Here is a 24,136-nt window from a genome sequence, read left to right on the forward strand (position 1 = left end):
TTGAACTGTGCTTAACGATCGCTTAGCTGTGTTCGTCTTCTAATTCGATAAACACCTGCCAGTCAGTGATATCTACTTCATGGCAATTGTTGCCATCGCCATTGATACGATCAATCACCAAAAAATCGCTGTCACGGCCAAGGGCCAATAGCGGGTGATGCCAGACATTGGCATCGTACTGTACGCCTTGATGAGACTTGGCATAAAACACCGCTAGATCATCAGGCGACTGTGGCGACGCGCCAGCCTTAGCGACGACCACGATATAATCTTGACCTTCCATCGATACAAATGCTTGCGTCCCAAATGGATGATACTCCATCACTGAGAGCGCAATAGGGTTCTCACGTTTTTTGGCTCGAAAGATACTCATACCAACGGTGCCTCCATCGAGCTTGCTTGCGGCAAGCGCATGATGGCGAACGGCATAGCCATTATTGATCTCATAGCAGTTGTCTGATGTTTGCTCATCAGCACTATACCGTTCAATAACCGAGCCGTATGGGGCAAAGCCTGCTTTGGTTAAAGGCTTAGCCGTTAGGGTGACAGTCATTATTTGGCCTCTTTGCTATCAATATTAGTATCAACACTGGTATTCACTTTGCCATAAACGCGCACGCGGCTGATACCGCCATCAGGGAAGATGTTGACCCGAATATGAGTGATGGGTTGGTCAAGCTTGAGCTGATCTTTGCCAAAGCTGTGGATATCGTTGGCGTTGGTTTTTTGCGGCTCAAGCAAGGTCTCCCAAAACATGCTTTGGGTGACTAAGGTTTGCTCTGGGGTGTTTGGTGCGTAGACGGCTTGGATCGAGACTTTATCAGGATAGTTGCCTTTGAAATGCGCGGTATCTATCTCGATGGCGTCAACCACACCCGCTTGACCTAAGGCAATAATGCACCAGTCGTTACCGGGCTCACGGCGACGACGAGTCTCCCAGCCATCACCCATATTAGGGGCTTTGGTCGGTAACAATAAGTTGCTTGCCGCACCAAAGTGCGCATCATTACTGGCGATGGCACGGCCACCGTTTAAAGCGCCTGCCAAATCGATCGTCTCACCTTGTTGGTTAAGACTGGCATCAAGCTGGATATCGCCATAGACGCGCAGACGGGCAACGCCGCCATCTGGATAAATATTCAAACGCAGGTGTGTCACGGTTTGGTCGTTATGGATCTCGATAAACTCATGGTTATGACCTTTTAGGGGTGTCATATCAACAAGCGCTTGCCAGTCTTTACTATCCCAGTCTTCTTTGTTCAAACTGGTAAGTTCAGCATCATCTTGCTGTAGGAGTTCTGGCGCGTACAACACATCGATACTGGCTGAGGAGGGGAAGTTACCCGTAAAGTGACTGGTGTCAATGTCAAGACCTGCAATTTTGGTCGGGCGGGCAAGTTGAATAACTAAGTAATCATAACCCAGATAGCGCTTGCGACGCGTCTCCCAGCCGTCCATCCATTTACCATTGTCATCGAACTTGCCTACCATAAATACAGGCGCGTCCGGGTTTAAGATACGGCTTTTATCTGCAAAGAAATCATCGGTGGCAAATAATGATTTTGCCCCCAAACGACTGTCCGCAACGTTTGATTTTTTGGTAAATGTAGGCAAGGTATCAGGCAAATTATTGGCGGAGATGATCTGTCCAACTTCTAAGGTACTTTGACTCATAATGATTCCTGTTATTTGGTAATGGGATTTATTGATAGTGTGCGGCTAGTATGACAAATGTGGGACTACATCCAGTTGGCGGTATTGTCGGGCGTAGCAGGGTGGTTGTCATACCAATGCTTGGCGATGTCATCACGGCGACATATCCACACGTCAGGCTTGCTGGTGATGTATTGCAAGAATTGTTTTAGCGCTTTGATACGTCCAGCACGACCAATAATACGGCAATGCAGACCGATGGTGAGCATCTTAGGCGTGTGCGCGCCTTCTTCATATAAGGTATCAAAGCTGTCTTTGAGATACTGATAAAACGGTTCAGCATGGGTAAAGCCTGGACTGGACGAAAAACGCATGTCATTGGTCTCTAAACTATAAGGGATCACCAAATGCGGCTTACGGGTGATCGTGTTGCCATCTTGAACTTTGACATCAAGCCAGTAAGGCAGCTCGTCCCCATACGAGTCAGAGTCGTAGATATAACCACCTTGTTCAGCGACTAACTCGCGGGTGTTTGGACTATCACGACCTGTATACCAGCCGAGTGGCTGCCCGCCCAGCATACGCTCAAATATTTTGGTGGCACAGCGAATGTGCTCACGCTCAGTCTCGCGGTACATGTACTGGTAAGTGATCCAGCGCAGACCATGACTTGCGATCTCATGGCCATCTTCTAACACCCGCTCGATAATATGTGGTGTCTTTTCGGCCGCTGCTGCACAGGTGAAAGTGGTGATTGGTAAGCCGTATTCTTTAAACACATCTAGTACGCGCCAAACACCGACACGGCTACCATATTCAAACGCAGACTCGATAGACTGATGCCGATTGTTAAATTCTGGTGTGCCTAAGATGTCAGACAAAAAGCGTTCTGACTGACCATCGCCATGAATCACGCTGTTTTCCGCGCCTTCTTCAATGTTTAATACAAACTGTACCGCGATTTTTGCGCCACCTGGCCAGTTGGCTTTTGGTGGGTTGTCAGCGTAGCCTTTTAGGTCGCGGGGATACGTACTGTGATCAAAATCACTCGTAATTTTTTGGGTCATTATTAGGGTTCCTATATCGCTTAAAGCAGTCATTGTATAGTCAAATTAACATAAGAAAGATACCGCGGGGCTGGGGTAAATTTTTTGTAGCATCGAGCGGCGTAGGCACAGCAAGCCAGAAAAATTTGTACCAGTCACGCAGCATAGTATCGTGTATCCATTTTATTCAATATTGACCATATCAATCTCAAAAAATATGATTCGCTTTGTGAGACTCGCTCAGCCTACTCAGTGGCGTACTTGCACATGTTTTCTTTGCTACTCAAATCTTTGTAAATGGTCTACTTATATAAGCGCTGCTGATCAAAAACAACGCTGTGTTGGTTTGCCAGTCAAAGTGCCGATACATATGCCACGAGCTGCTGGCGCTCTGCATCGGTTAACTGCGTGATATTGCCAAGCGGCATATAGCCGGTTTGTACGGCAGTCACTATTTTCGCTTTATGGGTTTTTAGATCATTTGGCGATTGTAAAATAATACCTGCTGGAGGCGCCGCAAAGCCTTGTTGGGTTGGCTGAGCCGCATGACAAGTACTACAGCGCGTATGCACAACATTCATCATAGCGTCATCTGCCGAAGCGCTTACTGGTACTGCTGCAGTAGTGGTGGTACTAGTACTAACAGTCGCATCAGTATCAGCGTTTGTGTCAGTAACAGCGCTTGTCGCTGGTGGGGTGCTATTGTTGGCCGTAGGCACTACTGAGGCCGTAGCAGGCGTGACAGGGGCTGGCTCAATTGGCTCGGGGCGCATCCAGATAATCAACAATACCGTCAGTATCGCCGGAATGACTAAGTAGCGCGGTTTTTTATGCCCCAAATGTTTTTGATTAAAGTAATGGCGGGCGGTTGCGGTAATGACACCGACGAAGACCAATACCAACCAACCTTGCTCATGAGCATACATCATTGGATAGTGGTTACTGATCATGGTAAAGATGAGCGGTAGCGTAAAGTAGTTATTCATCAGTGAGCGGTTTTTAGCTTGTAATGCCAGTTCAGCCACTTCTTTACCGGGCTTTTCGCCGCGCTGGACACAATCAACGAGCGCGCGCTGCGCTGGCATGATACCAAAGAACACATTGCCGACCATCACCGTACCCAAAATCGCCCCAATGTGAATAAAGGAAGCGCGATCACTGAAGAGCTGGTAAGAGCCCCAGCTTGCGATGACCAGTAAGATAAAAATAAGGGTGCTAAAAATTAATGCGTTTTTACCTAAATGACTACGTACAATGACTTCATAAATAAAGTAACTGCCGAATAAAAACAGTAAGCTTGTCGCAATGGCACCAACATCGGTAAAGGCAATTTTGCTTGGATCGATCAGGTAGGCAGTGGCATTGGCATAATAAACGATAGACATCATCGCCGCCCCAGTCAGCCACGTGGTATATGCTTCCCATTTAAACCAGTGTAGCGTCTTTGGCATCTCTTCTGGTTCGAGCTTGTACTTGGCAATCTCATAAAAACCACCCCCATGCACCGCCCAAAGATCCCCAGAAATCCCTTTATCTGTTTTCCACTGCGGCGGCTTACGTAGACTGAGATCAAGCCACACAAAATAAAAAGAAGCGCCAATCCATGCCACCCCAGCGATAACATGAAACCAGCGGAAAAATAAACTCAACCATTCGAGAAGATAGGCGCCCATAAGTGTCCTTTAATATGATGGTGTCTTAATAAAATGTCTTGATACAAGGGAATGAGGTGTGATAATGATGCCAGAAAATATATAGGCATATGTTTAACATTAACGATAGATAAGATACACCTCAGACGATAAGTAAGCAGACTATGAACCGCGATAGGTGCTATAACCGTGCGCGCTGAGTAGTAGTGGTACGTGGTAGTGACTGGCATCGTTTACCATAAAGTCGATCACAACTTGCGGGTAAAATGCTGTCAGCTGCTGGGTATCAAAATAAGACAGGGTATCAAACGTCACGGTATAGCGTCCGATGTTTAGCTGACACTCAGTGCTATCGATGGCGGTGTCAAACTGCCAACTGTCTGGTGTGACGCGTCCATCGGCGTTGGTCGTACCATGGGCCAAAAGCGTGACGCCGCTGCCATGTACGCGGTGTAAGGTAACAGCGATACCAGCGGCAGGCTTACCAAGATGAGTGTCTAAAATATGCGATGATAGGGTGGCAGACATAAAACTTCCTTTGTATTTAGTAGAAACGTAAATAGAGTGATATTGCGAGCGTATTTTATAAATGGGCCACTGTAAAAGACACGATGACACGCTTTAGCGAAATTCGCTTAGCCATCTAAGCGGTGCCAAAGAGCTTGTTTAAACGCAAACGTGTGATTTTATTTTGTTCAGCGGCGGCATTGGTAAGTTCGGTGGTACGATCATTAGGCAGACGCGCTAGTAGCAGATCAAGCATTTGCTGGGCGCTTTTACCCGTCGCAAAGACAATAAAGATAAAACCAAATTTATCCAGATAGTCTTGATTGCCTTGTGCGAGCGCTTCGAGTACGTCATCCTCGGCATTGTTAGCGCCTGATTGCTCATGTGCTGCGCTACTTTGCGTGTTGCGATACTTTTCTTTTAAAGAGGCGACATTACCGATTTGTGGATGGCCGTCAAAGGCTTCTAGTAAGTCATCCTCATTGGTTTGTAGCTTATGCCAGATATCGTCGCTCTTCATTAATAGCGCATTTTGGTCTATAAAGGGTCGTGCACAGGCAAGCTGATGTGCCCAGTTACTACTGGTACAGCAGGTTAAGAGTCGTGCGATGGCTTCTTCTTGAGACAGAGTGTTAAATTGCGCTAAAGTTAAGCTCACGATGACTTCCTTTTATTGTGTTAGGACAGCCCACTACACGTAGCGGACAGTGATTGCTTAATAGTGGTTTAAACATCCTGGTTATTTGCATAAACTTAAGGGTAGAAACAGACGTTTAAGGGATTGATGTTTTTGGTCTTAGGACCGACTCAAAGTCAAATGACGATATTATGTGTCTTGTCAATCACGTGAGGGTATAGACTGTATTCCGCTTGCTGATGTTTACCTCATAATGGACTGACAATATGAAACAGATTTACAGAGAAAACACTGATACTTTGGCCGTATAAATGACATGATCGAGTCATCTTAGTCATAAGGTGAGTGATCTACAGCCCCCATTTTGCTAAAACCTGACTAATTGGTCAACTGTTTTATAATAAATATTTTTATTTAGCTTGTTATATTCCCAAAATCTGTGCTCTGATATCAGAATACACAAAGGAATATAGCGACTACTTTTTCGAACCTGCCACTTGGAATGAGACACTACCGCTATGACGCAAAATAACCAAAAGGTCAACATGCTCTCTACTGATGCGCCCTCGCATCGTAGTCAACAAACCACGCGCGCGCACAATCAAGCGCTTATCTTAGCGGCCGCCGAAGAGGAGTTTGTCCTCCAAAGTTTTCGCGGTGCCACCATGCAAGGGATTGCTGATCGGGCAGGATTACCCAAAGCCAATGTGCATTACTACTTTAAAAATAAAAAAAATCTGTATAAAGCCGTATTGCGCTCTATCATCCAAGAGTGGAATGAAGGCTTGGTCACCATGACGGTAGACAGTGACCCCAAAACAGTCATCGAAAAATTTGTGCGGACCAAATTGCATCAAGCCTTTGTGAATCCTAACCGTCATAAACTGTTTGCCCTTGAGGTCATTGGCGGTGCACCGCACTTACATGATTTTATGTCGACAACCATGAAAGCGTGGGTGCACGATAAAACGCAAGTGATGAGGGAGTGGCACAAACAAGGTAAGATTGCGATTGACGACCCACTACAGTTATTGATTTTGATCTGGGCCACGACTCAGCGTTATGCAGAGTTTGAGATCGAAATTGTCGGCTTGATGGATAAGGCGACTTATGATGCAGAGGATGAAGCGCGGGCATCAGAGTTTTTGGTGCCGTTTATCCTGCGAGGCTGTGGCCTTGAGTGACTGTAATTAAGCCATGTTTATTAGCGGAGGAGGTGCGTAGACTGGTCCTATCGCACCTCTTTTACTAATAGATATCTGTCTTACGCCACTTCGCGAATCGGCTTTAAGCCGTCATCAGCATGTTGCGCGGCAGTATCAAACTCGACACCGTAGTTTTTTGGCAGAATCATATCAAGTGTGATCGCCACAATCCCTGACATGGTGACCGCTGAACCAAAGATGTTTTGAAAAAACTGCGGCGTTTGTGAGAGCACGTCAGGCACGAACGCAATGCCTGTCGCTAGCCCCAACGAAGTGGCAATAATTAAGACATTGCGGTGGGTGAAGTTCACGGTAGATAGGATACGAATACCCGCAGTTGCGACCGTGGCAAACATCAGCAGCGTGACCCCGCCAACGACAGGTTTGGGCAGTTGAGTAAAAATGGCCCCAAGGATTGGGAAGAGTCCCATCAAGCATAAAATACCAGCGACATAAAAACCGACATAGCGACTGGCAATCCCAGTCATCTGGATTACACCGTTATTTTGGCTAAAAGTGGTCACAGGGAACGTGTTAAACACCGCCGCAATCAGAGAGTTGACACCGTCTCCCAACACACCACCTTTAATACGTTTCTCGTATAGAGGGCCTTTAATCGGTTCACCTGAAATCATCGAAGTTGCAGTCAGATCGCCCGAGGTTTCAATACTGGTAATGATATACATAAAGGCAACCGGAATAAAAGCCTGCCAGTCAAAACCAAAGCCGTACTTAAAGGGGATAGGAACCGTAAAAAAAGCCGCTTCAGCGACCAAGGAAAAGTCGATACGCCCCATAAACATAGCTGCGAGCAGACCGAGCATCAAACCGATAAAAATAGCGCTAGAACGAATGACCTTATTATTGATAATGCTAATAAGTACCACACTTGCCAACACGCCACCACCCAAGAGCAGGTTCGGTATACTGCCGAAATCCTCAGCCCCAAATCCACCCGCCAAATCCGTTAGACCTACTTTAGTCAAAGACAGACCAATCGTGACGATAACGCAACCAGTCACAATAGGACTCATAAAGGATTTGAGTTTGGTAATAAACTGACTCAGAAAAATCTCAACAAATGCACCGAGAAATGAGACCCCAAAGATCACTGACAAAATTTCCTCAGGACCACCGCCTCGGTTTTTTACCACAAATCCTGCGGTAAGCACCGCGGCTAAAAAGCCAAAGCTAGTTCCTTGGAGCGCCATCAAGCCAGAACCGACAGGGCCCACTTTGCGAGTTTGGATGAAGGTTGCCACCCCAGACACGATTAACGACATGCTAAGAAGATAGGGAATATGTTCTCCTAAGCCTAAGGTGCCGCCTATAATGAGCGAGGGGGTAATGATACCGACGAAAGCAGCAAGTACATGCTGTATCGCACCTAAAGAGGCTTTAAGGGGGGTAGGACGGTCATGCAGTCTATACAGTAAATCGGTGTTTGCTGGATCGTTTTCACTCATGGTGGTTTCCTCCTAAAGTAACTGCTTAGCACCCGCTTAACTGTAGAGATCAGACAATGTCATAAATCAGTAGGTAAAAGTTAAACCCAGTTCTTGACTTGTTTGTTCGATTTAAACAATAGGGGCACACATCCGTGTTTGAAACAGCCCACAAACCTGTGTGATATTTGTTGGCTATTACTGTAATAACCTGACCAATTAGTCAGGTCTATTTAGGATATATGCAAAATACAAACCATTGCAATGTTTTTTTTCGATCCTGCGCGTTTACTCATTTGTTACCCAGGGAAGGGGAGAAGGAGCGTGATTTCGAATGAGGCAGTTGCGATAGCGCCATAGCTTTGTGCTAACCGTCACCTTATTAGCGTGCTGTCCAGTGATACGTCATAAAAAAGCAGCCCCAATCACAATTATTGTGATTGGGGCTGCTTTTTATCATTAGGTTGATAGACTGTTTTTAATAATATCCTGTGCCAGCCTTTTGAGACTCAACCCAATAGAATGCTTTTGGCAAATAAAAGATTACTGAGGGCTAGATGACCACACGGGTGAGCGGATGACACCTTGACCAGATTTGCCGAATGATTCACCGCCGTTAAGTGATTTAATCGTTAGCACACCTTTGCCGCCTTGGGTGGAGGCATATACCACGCGCTTACCATTGGGAGAAAAGCTTGGTGCCTCATCGATACCAGTATTGCCCAAATTGGCAGTGATGGCGCCGTTGCTATTCATGATGGCGGCTGAGCGTCCATTTAGAAAGGCAATTTTAGAGCCGTCGCTACTAAACTGTGGACTGGTCGCATAGCCACTACTTGAGACTTTAGACGTACGACCTGAACCAAATTCGTAACGGTAAATCTGCGGCTTATTGAATCCTGCGCGATCACTAACAAATACAAAAGATTTGCCGTCAGGTGCGTAACTTGGCTGTACTTCACTACTCGGCCAGTTGGTGATTCTTCTTGGCTGTCCGCCACTGACGCTCATCTCATAAATATCGGCGCTGCCTTCAAAGCTGCTTGAGAACAGTATGGTGCTGCCATCAGGGGAAAACGCGGGACTCAAATTACTGCCAGCAAAAGGCGTTAACGCTCTGGCTCCACCGCCACTCACATTTTGGACATAAATGACTGGATAAGATTGATCACGTTGTACCGAATAAGCGATACGGTTACCATCTGGCGACCATGTTGGTGAGAATATAGAGCCTGTTACTTCAGTAATGGTTTTGGCGTTTTCACCATCTGCATCCATGACCTTTAAACGTGATACTTTCCCTTTTCCAGTGCCAACTTCTTCAATATAAGCAATACGCCCTGAAAAATCACCTGGAACGCCCGTAATCAGCTCATACACTTTATCAGCGATGACATGGCCTGCATAACGCATGCTGTCTTTATTGTTATCAGCGGTTAGGCTTTGCTTGCCCTCAATAACCCGCCCAGATTTTACATCAATCACTTCGTAATTGGTCACTATTTTGCCGCGATTGCTGCGAGTATTACCGACGACTAAATAAGGAATTCCCATACTTTGCCATACCGGCAACGTACCTGCCAGCTCGCTACTGTTATGCGGCTGCTGTGGTAAGTTCTGACTGGTGATTTTTAGCTCTGTTTTACTCAAATCGTTTAAGACAATCGGCGATAGCACAGAATCACCCGCAAATGGCACAAAAGCGACTTGATTTTTTTGGACAGGAATCTCGTAATCCAACTCTAAGACAACAGGCGCGGCAAGCAAACTAGGCGAAATGAGCAGAGTCGAGGTAGAAGCAAGCAAAGAGGCGAATAGTTTCTTATAGGTATGCATGAGTCGGTTGAGCTCCTAAAATAGGGTGATTATCATTTTTATAGGTGATTAGCGAATCATTAAGATAAGACAGGATATTTTGCGGTACAAGCCACTTAATGTAACGTTATCAATAATATAAGATGTGAGCAACTGATTAATTGCTGCCCTTAAACTGTATGGTAAAGGTGGGGTATTTCGGGTCATCAGTGTCGATTGGTAGTTTGCCCGTGTTTAATACGGCTTGTTTGGCTGCATCATTGACGGCACTGTCAGGCCCTGACGCCGACACATTGACTATATTTCCGCTAGCGTTGACGGTGATGGTGAGCGTGGCACTCTGAGTTGAGCCTCTCGCTGCGGTAGGCGGATGATAGTTGCGTTTGATTAAGCGGATGATTTCGCTGTTACTTGCACCGCGATTACCACTTGAGGCAGATTGGCTGCTGCCTTTGGTAGGGCTAGACGTTGCTATATCACCAGAAATGGTGGACTGTCCATCTGATAGACTAAAGGTTTTACCGGCGCTGCCAGTATTGATTTCTATATTGCGATCATTTTCAGTAGGGCGCGTAATCCTAGGCTGAGTATTTTGTTTACTACGAAAATCTCCCAGTTTTTTTTGTTCTTCTATGCGCTGCTCTTTTTTGTCTTGTTCGACTTGCTCATGCTCTTTTGTCACTGACTCATCTAGTTGTGCGGCCCACTCAGCCATACGGCGCTCATATTCTTGGTTTTGCTCAAGCACGCGCTGATGCTGCTCTTCGCTCATTAGCATGGTGCGGTTGGTAGGATCTTCAGTGCGCGTAAAGACAGGCTCGCGCTGAGAATTTGGCTGGCTTGGGGCTTGAGTGCTAGCGCCACCATCAAAGGTTTCTGTCTGTGGGGTACTGGTTGCATCACTTTTGGTCTGTATCGCACTGGCCGCTGCTGCACGATTGGCCAATATTTGTCCTTGCATTTCAGCCAGCTGTTCAGGTGACACCATGACGGTTTCGATGCTACCAGTGGTTTCTACGTCGGTATGTTGATAGGTATAAATGAGTATGCCAATCACCAGAGCATGAGCCAACACACTGAGCAACGTCGGCAATGTTAGCCCGTTACCTTCAGGTTGGGTTGGCACATAAACGGTAGGAGCGTTACGCATGATAGGGATACTCAAAAACGAGGGTCATCAAATTGTCTACTTTATTATAACAAGCGCTGCTAAGCATAGGGTTTATTACAATGTGGGTGTGGGTAAGGGTGCACCGGTTAACAAACCGACCTTTTCAATACCGGCTTGTTGTAAGGTTGCCATGAGTGTCATGATGGCGCCATACTGATTGTTTTGGTCAGCGTTAATCATGACTTGTAAAGGCTGAGCACCAGCATTGCTACTTTGGTTTTGCAGATTGGATAGGGTATCAATCAGCTCGGGCTCACTAATGGGCAAGTCGATGTTATTTTCATAACTGATAAAAATCTCACCGCTATCGGTCAAAGAAACAATGACTGGAAGCTGGCTTTGGCTCATGGTATTGGTCTGCTCTTTTGGCAAATCCACATCGACACCCGTAATCAGCATCGGGGCGGTGACCATAAATATCACGAGCAGCACCAACATCACATCGATATAAGGCACGACGTTCATCTCCGCATTCAGCGCTTTTTTTTCACGGCGATAGGGACTTTGCTTCATAACCCTCTCACCTGGCTGGCAGTAGATTGGGTCTCTTTATGAGCGATGTGTTCTGCACTGGTCTCACGCTGGAGCATGCCGGTCATTTCATCACAAAATAATGCCCGTGAGTCATAGAGGCGACTAGATTTAGCCGTGAAGTGGTTATAGGCCAGTACGGCTGGAATAGCGGCAAATAAACCCATGGCAGTGGCGATTAAGGCTTCAGCGATACCGGGGGCGACAGAAGCTAGCGTCGCTTGCTCAGTTTGTGACAGCCCCAAAAAGGCATTCATGATGCCCCAGACGGTACCAAATAACCCAATATAAGGGGCAACCGAGCCGATACTCGCTAGGGTTGTTAACCCTGACTCTAACAATTGCTGCTGTCGTCCTAAGCCAACTCGTAATTTACGCTCAACACCATCGATGATGTCATCTTTGGGTTGGCGTTTTTTATGCATTCTTAAATACTCCGAAAACCCGACATAAAAAATTTGCTCAAGCCCTTGGCGCTCAGGTGAGCCTTGCACCCCTTGATAGAGTTTGGCCAAATCTTCCCCTGACCAGAACCAAGTCTCGAACTGTTGATCGAAGTTTTTGGCTGTACCAAGCCGCGCACTCATACGAAATATAATCACCCAGCTAAGTAGAGACGCTAACAGCAATAACGCCATCACAATCTGTACCAAAAGGCTGGCTTGAGTAATAAGGTCGATAATATTTAAGGATTCAGGCATGTATGGGCTCATGGATAATGAATAATAACTGGCATGGTGCGATACGCAGATTAAATCGTAACGTCGCTAACTAAAAATAGAGTCGCGCGATCATTCTGCATACTGATATCAACCGCCTAGTGTACTGCTAAATACAGAAAAGGTCATTTATTAAAGTGTTAAACCGATCGAAAATGCGACGTATCCAACTTTTGGTACTTGTCAGTATTTTCTAGTCACCATAGAAGCGAAGTACTACGTTTGTGCCAAATACAAAGGTAGGTGTTTGCTCAGTATCTTTCAGTCAACGCAAATGATAGTTTTATACGAATTAGACACTATCAGAGATTGAGTTTGTAAGATAACTCGTCTAATATGTTACGCTTTGTTACTACGTTCTTCTTAATTGTGGCATCATTATTTTTTGCTAAAATCATGTTGAATTTTAGGTAGTGGCAACTTTTTACTGGCCAGTCGGGGCGACACTTATGAATGCAATTGAACGCTATTTTGGGATTAATGGTGACAATACCACGATCAAAACAGAAATCATCGCTGGTACAACCACGTTCTTGACAATGGCTTACATTATCTTTGTCAACCCTAACGTATTAGCAGATGCGGGTATGGACAAAGGCGCTGTATTCGTGGCCACCTGTTTGGCGGCCGCGGTAGGTTGTTTTATCATGGGTATTTATGCTCGCCTACCGGTGGCGTTAGCCCCTGGTATGGGTCTCAACGCCTTCTTTACGTATGGCGTGGTTCTGGGTATGGGCTATGCGTGGCAAACAGCGTTAGGTGCCGTGTTTTTGTCTGGTTGTATCTTTGTACTGCTCAGCTTGTTTAAAGTTCGTGAAGCGATCATTAATGCCATTCCAATGTCTCTTAAAAATGGGGTAGTCGCTGGTATCGGTGCGTTCTTAGCCTTTATTGCCTTACAAAGCGCCGGCATTATCGTAAGTCACGATGCGACTTTAGTTGGCCTTGGTGATATGACGTCATTTGGTCCTATAATGGCCTCGTTGGGTTTTATTGTTATTATCGGTTTGTCTTACAAGCAAGTCCCAGGTGCGGTCACGATCGGTATTTTACTGGTGGCTTTGATTAGTTTACTAACAGGCTACACACAGTTTTCTGGGATTGTCTCTGCGCCGCCTTCAATTGCGCCAACGTTGCTACAGCTTGATATTGCTGGGGCGTTCGATGTCGGTATGATCAGTGTGATCTTTGCCTTTTTGTTTGTGGATTTGTTTGATACCGCAGGTACCTTGATTGCGACGACGAGACAGGCCAACCTGACTGACAAAGACGGTAATATCCATAATATGGGCAAGGCACTATTAGCCGATTCAACAGCGACTGTGGCAGGCTCATTACTAGGTACCTCATCGACGACTAGCTATATGGAAAGTATCGCTGGGATTGCGACAGGTGGCCGTACAGGCTTGATGGCAGTCACGGTTGGGGTGTTATTTTTATTAAGTGTTTTCTTTTCTCCATTAGCGGGAATGATCCCCGCTTACGCGACTGCTGGTGCCATTTTTTATGTGGCTGTCCTTATGATGGGCACACTAAAAGACATCAACTGGGGTGACCTCACAGAAGCGGCGCCTGTGGTGGTGGTATTGCTCTTTACGCCGCTGACATACTCTATCGCGGACGGTATTGCACTCGGCTTCATCACTTTTACGGCGATTAAAGCAATTGTGGGCAAGTTCTCTGAGATTAGTGTGGCGGTATGGTTATTAACCATCATTTTATTACTTAAGATTGTCTTTTTATAAGACACATTTTTACCTCAGGGACGGCTCTCGTAATCTCGCCCTCTTGATCATAAAAGATCAAGAGGGTTTTTCTTTGACAGCGACATCGTCTTAGGCAACAGCCTAATAATATGGACTACAATTAAACCCCAATACTAAACAGTAAATAGCAAAATGTAACCAACGCGTCATAGTCTGTAAACTACTGATAACTGGTTGGTTTTTTGGCAATATATTAATTTGTGAAAATAATAAATAGTGTTAGTTTGAAAATTTTTTTCATGCTACCATGCCCAAGTTAAGCGCATCACCTCAATCAACGCCGTAGAGGTTTTTCTTACAGTGAATTAGCGTCATATAAGATGGCAGATTTAGTGATAATCAACGCGATGTTTCCTTATCGTTATTTTGATAAGCCACTAATGAGTCTGACCATCACACTCCTTTCACTACTAACAAGAAGAAGGCACTAATGCCGCTTAACTGTTTGTTGTTGCCTTTGTATTGTTAACGTAGCCCGTTTAACACTCGAACGACCTACTTAACCATTTCCAGCCTATGCTGGATTTTCCCGTTTTGTGATGGTGCTGTTTGGTCTTTTGATTATTGCTGTGAGTATCAGTTAATGACCACTATTAGGTTAATGGTAGTCATAAGCAGTGAGACAGGACGATCAGAATGCCTAAAGCACCATTTATTATGGTTTTTAAACGATAGTTATGGAGTTGTTATGAACCCAATAGACCAGTTTACCCCAGAAGAGCCGATTTTATTTGATCCTGTCGATTTGCTGTCGCCAGAGTATATTGCCCAGTCATCAGAAGAGCTGCATGCGCGTATTTCGCCATTGTATAGCGCCGATGAAGATCGCTGGTTGTCTCAATTATTGCCACTTGCCAAACCTAGTACGGATGAACGCAATGCTGCTGCTGAGCAAACGCGCCAGTTGGTTGAGCATGTCCGTAATGATGGCAAAGCTGTCAAGATGGTTGATTCGTTGTTGCTCGAGTACAGCCTTGATACCCAAGAAGGTATCTTGCTTATGAGCTTGGCAGAAGCGCTGATTCGAGTACCAGATAACTATACGGCTGACGCGCTTATTCATGACAAGATGAGTGTGGCTGACTGGAAAAAACATATAAAAAATGACAATGGTTTTATGGTCAACGCCTCATCGTGGGGTATGATGATGACGGGCCGTGTCGTGAGTATTGACAGTAACACCACCGCATCCGGATTTTTGGATCGCATGACCAAAAAAATGGGCGAACCTGTTATTCGTAGTGCGATGCAAAAAGCCATGCGTATTATGGGTCATCAGTTTGTCTTGGGTGAGAGCATCGAAGAGGCGAATAAAAACAGTCAACCGTATCGCAATAGAGGGTATACCTACTCGTTTGACATGTTAGGTGAAGCGGCGATTACCCATAAGGATGCGGAAAAATACTTCAATGACTATCTGCATGCGATTAGAGCCACTGCCAGTATTAAAGTCAAAGAAGGTATGCCAAAGCCTTCGGTATCTATTAAGTTATCGGCATTGCATCCACGCTATGAAGCCACGCAAGAAGCGCAAGTGATGGGACTGCTACGTCAACGCTGCTTATTGCTTATTGAAGCGGCACGTGAAGTGAACGTTGATATCAGTATCGATGCGGAAGAAGCCGACCGTCTTGAGATTTCTTTAAAGCTATTTGAGTCTTTGTACCGTGACAACTTGACGGCTGGATGGGACGGTTTAGGAATCGTGGTCCAAGGTTATTCTAAGCGTGCTATTGCTGTTTTGGCCTGGCTTGCGCGTCTGGCAACAGAAGTGGGTGACCGTATTCCAGTACGTCTGGTGAAAGGCGCGTATTGGGACACTGAGATTAAACTTGCTCAACAAAAAGGCTTGTCAGGTTATCCTGTGTGGACGCGCAAAGAAGGAACGGATACGGCTTATCTTGCTTGTGCGCGTTTCTTATTGTCAGACCATCTACGCGGGCTAATTTGGCCGCAGTTTGCCACTCATAACGCGCATACACTGGCGTCCATTATGACCATGAGTCAACATAGGGACTTTGAGTTCCAGCGTCTGCACGGTATGGGGGATGCACTTTATGATCATATTTTACAAGCTTATCAAATCCCTGTGCGTATTTACGCGCCCGTTGGGGCACACAAAGACTTACTGCCGTACTTGGTACGCCGCTTGCTCGAAAACGGTGCCAACAGCTCGTTTGTGCATCAGTTGCTAGATAAGTCTTACCCGATTGATAAACTGACGGTACATCCCTATGACAAGCTGCTGACCAATGCGACGTTGCACAACCCAGATATTCCATTACCACTAGAGATCTACGGTACACGACGTGCGAGCTTTGGTCCCAATATATTTGTAGAGTCGCAGTGGCTACTATTTAAATCTGCTATCGACAGTCATTTGCATAAAACCTGGTCGGCCACTTCTATTATCAATGGTAAAGCCATTGATGAGTATGAGGCTGATGGCGTCGCCCAAAAGCTTGACCGTCAGACCGTCCGTGCGCCTTGGAACAATGAAGTCAGGGCTGGTGAGGTAACCTATGCCAATGCAGCAATCGCCCGTCAGGCTATCGATGCGGCCGTAGCAGGGCAAAGTACGTGGCAAACAGTACCCGCCAGTAAACGCGCTGAAATACTACGCAAAACTGCCGATCTTTTCGAAGAAAACTACGCTGAATTGATGGCGCTGTGCCAAGTGGAAGCTGGTAAGACCATGCAAGACAGCATTGATGAGATTAAAGAGGCGGTTGATTTCTGCCGTTTTTATGCTGATGAAGCCGAGCGTTTAGACGAGGTGGTATATGAGTTTACAGATTTGGCAGGTAAGCCGTCTCGTCAAGCTTATAAACCACGTGGCACCTTTGTGTGTATCAGCCCCTGGAACTTCCCATTGGCTATTTATACTGGCCAAATCATGGCAGCGTTAGCAGCGGGTAATACGGTGGTGGCGAAACCGGCCGAACAAACCAGTTTGATTGCCCATTTTGGGGCACAGTTAATGTATCAAGCGGGCGTCCCAACAGAAGCCTTGCAGTTAGTGATTGGGGCAGGCGAGGTTGGTGGTGCACTCACAGCGGCTGATAACATTGCCGGAGTTATTTTTACTGGCTCAACCCAAACCGCTCAACGTATCAATCAAAGCCTAAATGATCATGCGCAAACCAGCGGTGATTTGCCTGTGTTTATCGCTGAGACTGGCGGTCAAAACGCCATGATTGTCGATTCGACAGCGTTGCCTGAACAAGTCGTGAAAGATGCTGTGTTATCTGCCTTTGGTTCAGCAGGTCAGCGTTGTTCAGCTTGTCGTATATTGTGCGTGCAAGAGGAAATGGCCGATGATTTGATCGAGCTGCTGCAAGGGAACATGGCTGAGCTGGTGGTCGGTAATCCACTATATGCTGCTACAGATGTGGGCCCAGTGATTGATAACGATGCCAAACAAGGTCTTGAAGCCCATATCGAACGTATGAGCGCGGAGCCAACGGCTACTATTTTGGCACAAACACCGATGAGTGCCAGCTCGGTCGTGAGTCAGGAGCAGTCAACCTTTGTTTTACCAACCGCGATTGAAGTAAAAAGTATCGATGTGATTGCGGGCGAACACTTTGGCCCCATCCTGCATGTACTGCGTTATCAAGCGCGTGACTTAAACAAACTGATTGATGCCATCAACGGAACAGGGTTTGGTTTGACTTTGGGTATCCACAGCCGCATCGAAAATACGGCTGAGCACATCGAGCGTCGTGCTTTTGTGGGTAATACCTACATCAACCGTAACCAGATTGGCGCGGTCGTAAACGTTCAGCCCTTTGGTGGTTGTGGGTTGTCTGGTACTGGACCCAAAGCCGGTGGTCCACACTATGTCGCGCGTTTGATGCAGTTAAGCACAGACCAGTCAACCACTGAGCAAACAGCGTCTCAAAATAATACCACACCCATTCAAACAGAAATCGCGTAAGGAGTAGCAACATGGCGACTGAATTCAAAAAAAATCATGCCCAGGTTTGTGAGTCTTGGCGATTGCTTGGCGCAGTGAATCGCGCCGTTTACCTGCAAGCGGCCGTACCAAAGCTGGCATTGCTTACAGGGGATGCCAATAAGGCAAAGCGCCTGTTCAATCACTTGTTAAGTGCGGCGCCGAGTTTGGATGAAGTGCATCGCATGACGGGCGCGACTGGTGAATCTAACGATCTGTATGTGACCGCCCGTGGTAAAACGATGGTCATCGGCGGTGAGTCAGCGAGAGCAATGGCAGTGTTAGGCCAGCTCATCGCCGCGTTATTAACGGGCAATGAAGTTATTTTGCATTGCCCAAGCCAAGATGAGATGTGTGTTGAAGCGGCCAACATACTTTACGGCACAGGTATCAGCGATGATGTGTTGAGCGTTGCTAACGATTCGCAAACGATCACGCTTTTGTATATCGACCGTCTGGCGCAAGTTGCTGTTTCAGGCAATCGAGATGAAGTGCAAGCCATCAGTCAAGAGCTGGCCAATACCGATGGTATCCTGACGCAAGTGATTGCGGTCACTGATATGGAAGGCTTGTCAGAGATGCTCACACCAGACTATCTGCATCGCTTTGTCACTGAGCGCGTCAAGACAATCAATACCACTGCTATCGGTGGCAATGCAAGCTTACTTGAGCTTGGTACAGAGTAGAGGTTTTCATTAAAGTTGCGCTTAGCCTTTATAAACGCTAAGCGTCATTACCATCGTGTTGAAAGCTAGAAAATAAAAAACCGATGTCTGAACAGTATTCAGGCATCGATTTTTTATGTGTTTATATACAGTATGCAGTGTTATCACACTCAACCAGACTTGTTAGGTTAAACGTTATTCAGCAAACTCTATCCAAATCCAGCCATTTTCTAACCATTCGCTTAACTCATCTGGATCTACGTCCTGCACATCTTGACCGTATAAACGCTCACCATTTGCCAAACGTATAAGTACAGCCATTGCCGCCTCATCAAGACCATCAATACGCTGACCATTTGCATATAGCGTGACACCATCATGGGTTTGATTATAGAGCAGACGATTACTATAGTCCGCTTGTAGGGCTGCACCCTCTGTTAAAGCCTGCAGCAATTCGTCAGTATCTAAGGTGTCTTCTGGCATCAGGGCATCGTATTGACGCTTGCTAACCACTTCAGAGACGGCTTGACGAATGATATGATCACCGCGCTCCGATTGCAGCATTTGTAATAATTGAGCTTTGATCGCATCGATACTATGCGTTTGCAGCTCACCTGACGCTTGCAGCATTTGGGGGAGCAACATTGGGATAAACAAGTCACTGTCGTTGGTTGCGATATCAGCCATACTGTCGATGATTTGCATCAAGTTTGGCCGACGACAGCCAAAAGAGAAGGTCAAACAATCATCTTGTGCCACCCCAAAGTGAGACAGTTTCGGCGGTACGTAGAGTACATCACCCGCTTCTAATATTTCATCAAAGACAATCTCGCCCATATCATCAAAGAGGCGAATTGGCTCGTCAGCGACAAACTCTGTGTCTTTATCACAAAATTTGCCCAACTGCCAACGGCGATGGCCATATCCTTGCGCTAAAAACACATCATAATCGTCGTAGTGTTTGCCAACCGAGCCACCCTTAGGGGCGTATGAGACCATAATATCATCACGTTGCCACTGCGGGATGAAGCCAAACGCTTGCCATAATTGACCAAGCTCTGGCGACCATTGCTCAAGATTCTGTACCAGTACGGTCCACTGTTCTGGCAGGTTGGCAAAATCCGCTTCCGTCAATGGGCTTTTTTTCAGTTGCCACTGCGCCTGACCTTCTTTTTTACTGGCTGCTTGGGTCAGCAGTCTTGCGGAAGCATCTTCTTCAAGCGCAAGGCCCAGCATGTCCTCGGGTTCAAACATGTCAATTAGTTGCGGTAAGCCTTGTTTGATGAGTAGCGGCTTTTTTTGCCAGTACTCTGCTAAAAACTGCTCAGGCGTGATAGATTCCGGTAAACAAAGTGGCATAGAAGTCATTGATACATCCGTATTTGAAAATGGGTATGAGGTTAATAGTAAAGGGCGCTTTATAGGACGGTTTGAATGGTTTATGATTGTCGCTTATCTGATGATTACTGTCAGAGCAGCCAATCAATTGTAGGAAGTTTATGAAAAAATTACATTTTATCGTGATCATCAGCAGCGTTTTTTTACTACAAGCCTGTGTCCATAAGATTGTTACCGTGCCCGCTAAAATCGCTTATAAAACCACCAAAGGCGTGGTCAAAGGCACCGTCGCTGTTGGGAAAGCTATTATACCGGGTGACAGTGACGATGATAATGACAAAAAGGATAAAAAATAAAACCTTACCCATCCACTATGTATGGTTAAAGACCAATCATAGTATCCAAAGTAAGGTTGTTATCTATCGAGACATAAATGGATGGTCAGTCGAACCCATTTATATCTGTGCTTAGCGACTATTAAAGTTTGGCAATCCACTCTTTAATAGTACGGGCTTGCTCCGCAGCGTTACCTGTATAGGTAGCAGGTGTCATCTCGCGTAGACGAGCTTTGTCAGCGTCGCTTACCGCAGACAACTCATCACTTTCAACGAACGTCAGCATGGCTTCACGAGTCATGGCATTACCGCGGGTTAGGGCTTTTAGCTTCTCGTATGGGTTTTCTACGCGGTAGCGACGCATCACCGTTTGAATTGGCTCAGCCAACACTTCTTGTGCTTGATCAAGATCGTCATTCAAGCGCTGGGCATTTAATTCAAGCTTACTGACGCCTTTTAAGCACGCATCAAAAGCGATCATGCTTTGTGCCAGACCAACACCAATATTACGCAGAACCGTTGAATCAGATAAATCGCGCTGCATACGTGAAATGGGTAGCTTTTCACCCAAATGTGCAAGCATAGCATTGGCAACGCCCAAGTTACCTTCTGAGTTTTCAAAGTCAATCGGGTTGACTTTATGTGGCATGGTAGAAGATCCCACTTCACCGTCTTTTAGGCGCTGTTTAAAATAGCCTAAGCTAATATATTGCCAAATATCACGGTTAAAATCGATTAAGATGGTATTGAAACGTTTTACCGCATCAAACAACTCAGCGATATAATCATGTGGCTCAATTTGCGTGGTATAAGGATTAAAAGTCAGCGCTAGACGCTCATCAATGAACTGCTCTGCATGCGTCTGCCAGTCAACCTCAGGGTATGCTGAAAAATGCGCATTATAGTTACCGACTGCGCCATTGATTTTACCCAGTAGTTCAACTTGACCGATTTGCTTGATTTGACGGGCGAGGCGGTAAGCCACGTTTGCCATTTCTTTACCAAGCGTCGTTGGGCTGGCTGTTTGACCATGCGTACGTGACAGCATTGGTTGGTCGGCATGAGCAACGGCCAAGTCTGTGATGCTATCGATCAGTTGCTGCATTTTAGCGACCACAATCTCGCGGCTGTCTTTGAGCATTAACGCATACGATAGATTGTTAATATCTTCACTGGTACAGGCAAAATGAATGAATTCTAATGAGTCAATGAGCGCATCCTGACCACGGAATTTATCTTTGATAAAGTACTCAACCGCTTTTACATCGTGATTGGTTGTGGCTTCGATGTCTTTAATCGCTTGCGCGTCGCTTTCACTAAAGTCATCGACAATGCTGTTTAAAAAAGCATTGGTATCCGCATCAAACGCTGCTAACTCACCAATGGCACTATTATCCGCTAGTGACTGTAACCAGCGAATTTCTACCGTAACGCGGGCTTTAATCAGACCAAATTCAGATAAATACGGGCGCAAGCTGTCCGCTTTGGACGCATAACGGCCGTCGATTGGGGAGAGTGCGGTAAGTGGGGTCATAGCAATACCTCAAGTGGTTATTGGGAGTGGAAGTGACTCAGAAAAAGGAAAAAAGACATCAAAATACAAAAAAATTAAAATCCGCAAGGCGCATCGATAGAGGCAATCACGCCACCACCCAAACACACTTCATCTATATAAAATACCGCTGACTGACCAGGGGTTACCGCCCGTTGCGGCTTGTCAAATACCGCACGGACTTCGCTACCATCAGCATTTGTCGCAAACACACGGCATGCTTGGTCTGGCTGACGATAACGAGATTTTGCCATGCAGCGGAGTCCCTCACCGCTAAAGATATCGTTTGGTGGCAGACCATCGATCCAGTCAAGCTTGTAAGCGTGCAGCTCATTACTCATCAGCATGGGATGCTCATGCCCTTGGCCAACGATTAAACGGTTTTTATCTAAATCCTTGGCTAATACAAACCACGGCTCTTCTAGACGGTCTTTGACGCCGCCAATGCCGATGCCGCCACGTTGACCCAACGTGTAGTACATCAAGCCATCATGAGTACCGATGGTTTTATGGTCATCCGTGACAATGTCGCCTTTTTGTGCAGGCAAGTACTGTTGTAGGAAGTCTTTAAAACGGCGCTCACCGATAAAGCAAATACCGGTAGAATCTTTCTTTTTTGCGGTAATCAGATCATGCGCTTCAGCAATTTGACGCACCACAGGTTTTTCAAGCTCGCCCACTGGGAATAGCGTTTTGGCAATCTTATCGCCGCCCACCGCATGTAAGAAGTAGCTTTGGTCTTTATTATTATCCAGTCCACGTAATAGCTGGGCGACAAGCGTACCCTCTGCGTTGGTATAGTTCACACTGCGGCGCGTATAGTGACCGGTAGCAATATAGTCAGCACCAAGGGTTAACGCGTAGTCTAAAAACGCCTTAAATTTGATTTCTTTATTGCACAGTATGTCAGGATTGGGCGTACGACCCGCTTTGTATTCTGCTAAGAAGTGCTCAAAAACCCGATCCCAATATTCCATGGCAAAGTTAGCCGTATGCAGCTTGATGCCGATCTTATCACACACAGCTTGCGCGTCTGCTAAGTCCTCCATCGCGGTACAGTACTCAGTACCGTCGTCTTCTTCCCAGTTTTTCATAAACAAGCCTTCTACCTTAAAGCCTGCCTGCTGGAGTAAGACGGCCGAGACAGAAGAGTCGACCCCACCTGACATACCCACAATCACATGTTTGGCATTTGGATTGTCGATATCGGCAAGCGTTAAAGGACGATGGGCGGTAAAAGTATCTGAGTTTGGTAGGATGGCTGACATAGAACGGCTCAACTATTTATACTTTTTCCAAAATTTATAACGGCGCAGACAGTAAGAGCACGACGACAATGGATCGTCTTAGCAAGTTGACAGTGCCAGTTTTTCTTTTGGATTTGGTATTATGATAAAATAAGCGTCACATTATACCAGTTAATTGAAACTGGTGGCGACCTATGGCATTTTACTGTGAGGAAAATCGCTTTCAAAATTCAGATAGTGGTTTTGAATAATTTTAATCACAATTTATTAATTCGGAATAATAATGATAAAAATTGGACAAGGTATCGACGTTCATGCTTTTCACAATAATGGAGAGCAGCAGCAATATGTCATACTAGCGGGTGTGCCCATCGAGCACACCCACAGTTTGCTGGCACACTCTGATGGTGATGTGGTGCTACACGCGCTCGCAGATGCATTGCTTGGGGCATTGGCGCTTGGTGATATTGGTCAGCATTTCCCTGACACAGACGCGGCGCACGCTGGTTTGGATTCGAGAGTGTTGCTACGCTACGTTTATAGCAAGGTACGAGAGGCCGGATATAAGCTTGGTAATGCTGATATCACGGTCATGTGTGAGCGCCCAAAGCTTGCGCCCCACAGTCAAGCCATGCGCGATAACATTGCCAGCGACCTACAAACCGATGTGAGTAATGTCAGTGTTAAAGCCACTACCACTGAAAAACTGGGATTCACAGGGCGCCAAGAGGGCATTATGGCCAATGCCGTGGTATTATTGGTCTCTAACGCTACCGAAGTTTAACGTTTAACGGCTGTTTATGCCAATATAGCAATTGTGCTTGTAATATGGCGGCACTCGCCCCATGTATCAGCCATATTGTCATCCAATACCTTTGCAATATCGCTATTTTA

At 46.1% G+C, this 24,136-nt stretch carries 20 protein-coding genes; 6 read left to right on the forward strand and 14 right to left on the reverse strand.

Features of this window, described 5'->3' with window-relative positions; genetic code table 11:
* Nucleotides 1-22 precede the first annotated feature (22 nt).
* The 6 genes from JFC06_RS08610 to uraD form a co-directional block, all read right to left on the reverse strand.
* Nucleotides 23-553 (reverse strand): ureidoglycolate lyase, encoded by a 531-nt coding sequence (locus JFC06_RS08610; RefSeq protein ID WP_198334717.1) that lies wholly within the window; start codon nucleotides 551-553, stop codon nucleotides 23-25.
* A complete protein-coding gene (alc, locus tag JFC06_RS08615; protein WP_198334718.1) occupies nucleotides 553-1,674 on the reverse strand; it encodes an allantoicase in 1,122 nt (373 codons plus the stop codon). Before alc ends, JFC06_RS08610 begins: the two co-directional genes overlap by 1 nt.
* Before the next feature lie 65 nt (nucleotides 1,675-1,739).
* Entirely contained in the window at nucleotides 1,740-2,720 is a 981-nt protein-coding gene (gene puuE / locus JFC06_RS08620; protein ID WP_198334719.1) for an allantoinase PuuE, read from the reverse strand.
* 332 nt (nucleotides 2,721-3,052) lie between these two features.
* Complete coding sequence (locus tag JFC06_RS08625; protein WP_198334720.1) at nucleotides 3,053-4,372, reverse strand: urate hydroxylase PuuD; 1,320 nt, start codon at nucleotides 4,370-4,372, stop codon at nucleotides 3,053-3,055.
* 141 nt (nucleotides 4,373-4,513) lie between these two features.
* Nucleotides 4,514-4,879, reverse strand: a complete 366-nt coding sequence (gene uraH, locus JFC06_RS08630) for a hydroxyisourate hydrolase (RefSeq protein WP_198334721.1) — start codon at nucleotides 4,877-4,879, stop codon at nucleotides 4,514-4,516.
* A 115-nt stretch (nucleotides 4,880-4,994) separates the two neighbouring features.
* Nucleotides 4,995-5,516, reverse strand: a complete 522-nt coding sequence (gene uraD, locus JFC06_RS08635) for a 2-oxo-4-hydroxy-4-carboxy-5-ureidoimidazoline decarboxylase (RefSeq protein WP_198334722.1) — start codon at nucleotides 5,514-5,516, stop codon at nucleotides 4,995-4,997.
* Nucleotides 5,517-6,013: 497 nt separating this feature from the next.
* On the opposite strand from uraD, the gene JFC06_RS08640 reads away from it, so the two are divergent.
* Entirely contained in the window at nucleotides 6,014-6,679 is a 666-nt protein-coding gene (locus JFC06_RS08640) for a TetR/AcrR family transcriptional regulator (RefSeq protein ID WP_198334723.1), read from the forward strand.
* An 80-nt stretch (nucleotides 6,680-6,759) separates the two neighbouring features.
* Here JFC06_RS08640 and JFC06_RS08645 read toward each other — a convergent pair whose 3' ends face one another.
* From JFC06_RS08645 to tolQ, 5 genes are all read right to left on the reverse strand, one after another.
* On the reverse strand, nucleotides 6,760-8,166 hold the full coding sequence (locus tag JFC06_RS08645) for a nucleobase:cation symporter-2 family protein (RefSeq protein ID WP_193006793.1): 1,407 nt from the start codon (nucleotides 8,164-8,166) through the stop codon (nucleotides 6,760-6,762).
* Between the two features lie 522 nt (nucleotides 8,167-8,688).
* A complete protein-coding gene (locus JFC06_RS08650) occupies nucleotides 8,689-9,981 on the reverse strand; it encodes a PD40 domain-containing protein (RefSeq protein WP_198334724.1) in 1,293 nt (430 codons plus the stop codon).
* Between the two features lie 136 nt (nucleotides 9,982-10,117).
* Nucleotides 10,118-11,110 (reverse strand): cell envelope integrity protein TolA, encoded by a 993-nt coding sequence (locus tag JFC06_RS08655; protein ID WP_198334725.1) that lies wholly within the window; start codon nucleotides 11,108-11,110, stop codon nucleotides 10,118-10,120.
* Nucleotides 11,111-11,185: 75 nt separating this feature from the next.
* Nucleotides 11,186-11,644 (reverse strand): protein TolR, encoded by a 459-nt coding sequence (gene tolR / locus JFC06_RS08660; RefSeq protein ID WP_198334726.1) that lies wholly within the window; start codon nucleotides 11,642-11,644, stop codon nucleotides 11,186-11,188.
* A complete protein-coding gene (gene tolQ / locus JFC06_RS08665) occupies nucleotides 11,641-12,375 on the reverse strand; it encodes a protein TolQ (RefSeq protein WP_198334727.1) in 735 nt (244 codons plus the stop codon). Before tolQ ends, tolR begins: the two co-directional genes overlap by 4 nt.
* Before the next feature lie 455 nt (nucleotides 12,376-12,830).
* Between tolQ and JFC06_RS08670 the strand changes: the two genes are divergently transcribed.
* From JFC06_RS08670 to JFC06_RS08680, 3 genes are all read left to right on the forward strand, one after another.
* Nucleotides 12,831-14,126, forward strand: a complete 1,296-nt coding sequence (locus tag JFC06_RS08670) for an NCS2 family permease (RefSeq protein ID WP_193006788.1) — start codon at nucleotides 12,831-12,833, stop codon at nucleotides 14,124-14,126.
* 709 nt (nucleotides 14,127-14,835) lie between these two features.
* Nucleotides 14,836-18,087 (forward strand): bifunctional proline dehydrogenase/L-glutamate gamma-semialdehyde dehydrogenase PutA, encoded by a 3,252-nt coding sequence (putA, locus tag JFC06_RS08675; protein WP_198334728.1) that lies wholly within the window; start codon nucleotides 14,836-14,838, stop codon nucleotides 18,085-18,087.
* Between the two features lie 11 nt (nucleotides 18,088-18,098).
* The gene (locus tag JFC06_RS08680; protein WP_193006786.1) at nucleotides 18,099-18,791 is read left to right on the forward strand and encodes a 1-pyrroline-5-carboxylate dehydrogenase; all 693 of its coding nucleotides are present in this window, start codon (nucleotides 18,099-18,101) and stop codon (nucleotides 18,789-18,791) included.
* Between the two features lie 174 nt (nucleotides 18,792-18,965).
* Here the strand turns inward: JFC06_RS08680 and JFC06_RS08685 are convergent, their stop codons facing one another.
* Nucleotides 18,966-20,138: a cupin domain-containing protein gene (locus JFC06_RS08685; protein WP_198334729.1), complete on the reverse strand. Its 1,173-nt coding sequence runs from the start codon at nucleotides 20,136-20,138 to the stop codon at nucleotides 18,966-18,968.
* Nucleotides 20,139-20,269: 131 nt separating this feature from the next.
* Between JFC06_RS08685 and JFC06_RS08690 the strand changes: the two genes are divergently transcribed.
* Nucleotides 20,270-20,464: an NF038104 family lipoprotein gene (locus JFC06_RS08690; RefSeq protein WP_198334730.1), complete on the forward strand. Its 195-nt coding sequence runs from the start codon at nucleotides 20,270-20,272 to the stop codon at nucleotides 20,462-20,464.
* A gap of 121 nt (nucleotides 20,465-20,585) precedes the next feature.
* Here the strand turns inward: JFC06_RS08690 and purB are convergent, their stop codons facing one another.
* Together purB and mnmA are read right to left on the reverse strand one after the other, a co-directional pair.
* Complete coding sequence (purB, locus tag JFC06_RS08695; protein ID WP_198334731.1) at nucleotides 20,586-21,977, reverse strand: adenylosuccinate lyase; 1,392 nt, start codon at nucleotides 21,975-21,977, stop codon at nucleotides 20,586-20,588.
* Nucleotides 21,978-22,051: 74 nt separating this feature from the next.
* Entirely contained in the window at nucleotides 22,052-23,164 is a 1,113-nt protein-coding gene (gene mnmA / locus JFC06_RS08700) for a tRNA 2-thiouridine(34) synthase MnmA (RefSeq protein WP_406947930.1), read from the reverse strand.
* A 361-nt stretch (nucleotides 23,165-23,525) separates the two neighbouring features.
* On the opposite strand from mnmA, the gene ispF reads away from it, so the two are divergent.
* The gene (ispF, locus tag JFC06_RS08705) at nucleotides 23,526-24,026 is read left to right on the forward strand and encodes a 2-C-methyl-D-erythritol 2,4-cyclodiphosphate synthase (RefSeq protein WP_193006781.1); all 501 of its coding nucleotides are present in this window, start codon (nucleotides 23,526-23,528) and stop codon (nucleotides 24,024-24,026) included.
* Nucleotides 24,027-24,136: the final 110 nt, after the last annotated feature.

It is taken from the genome of Psychrobacter namhaensis (assembly GCF_016107545.1).
GTDB classification, from domain to species: Bacteria; Pseudomonadota; Gammaproteobacteria; order Pseudomonadales; family Moraxellaceae; genus Psychrobacter; species Psychrobacter namhaensis.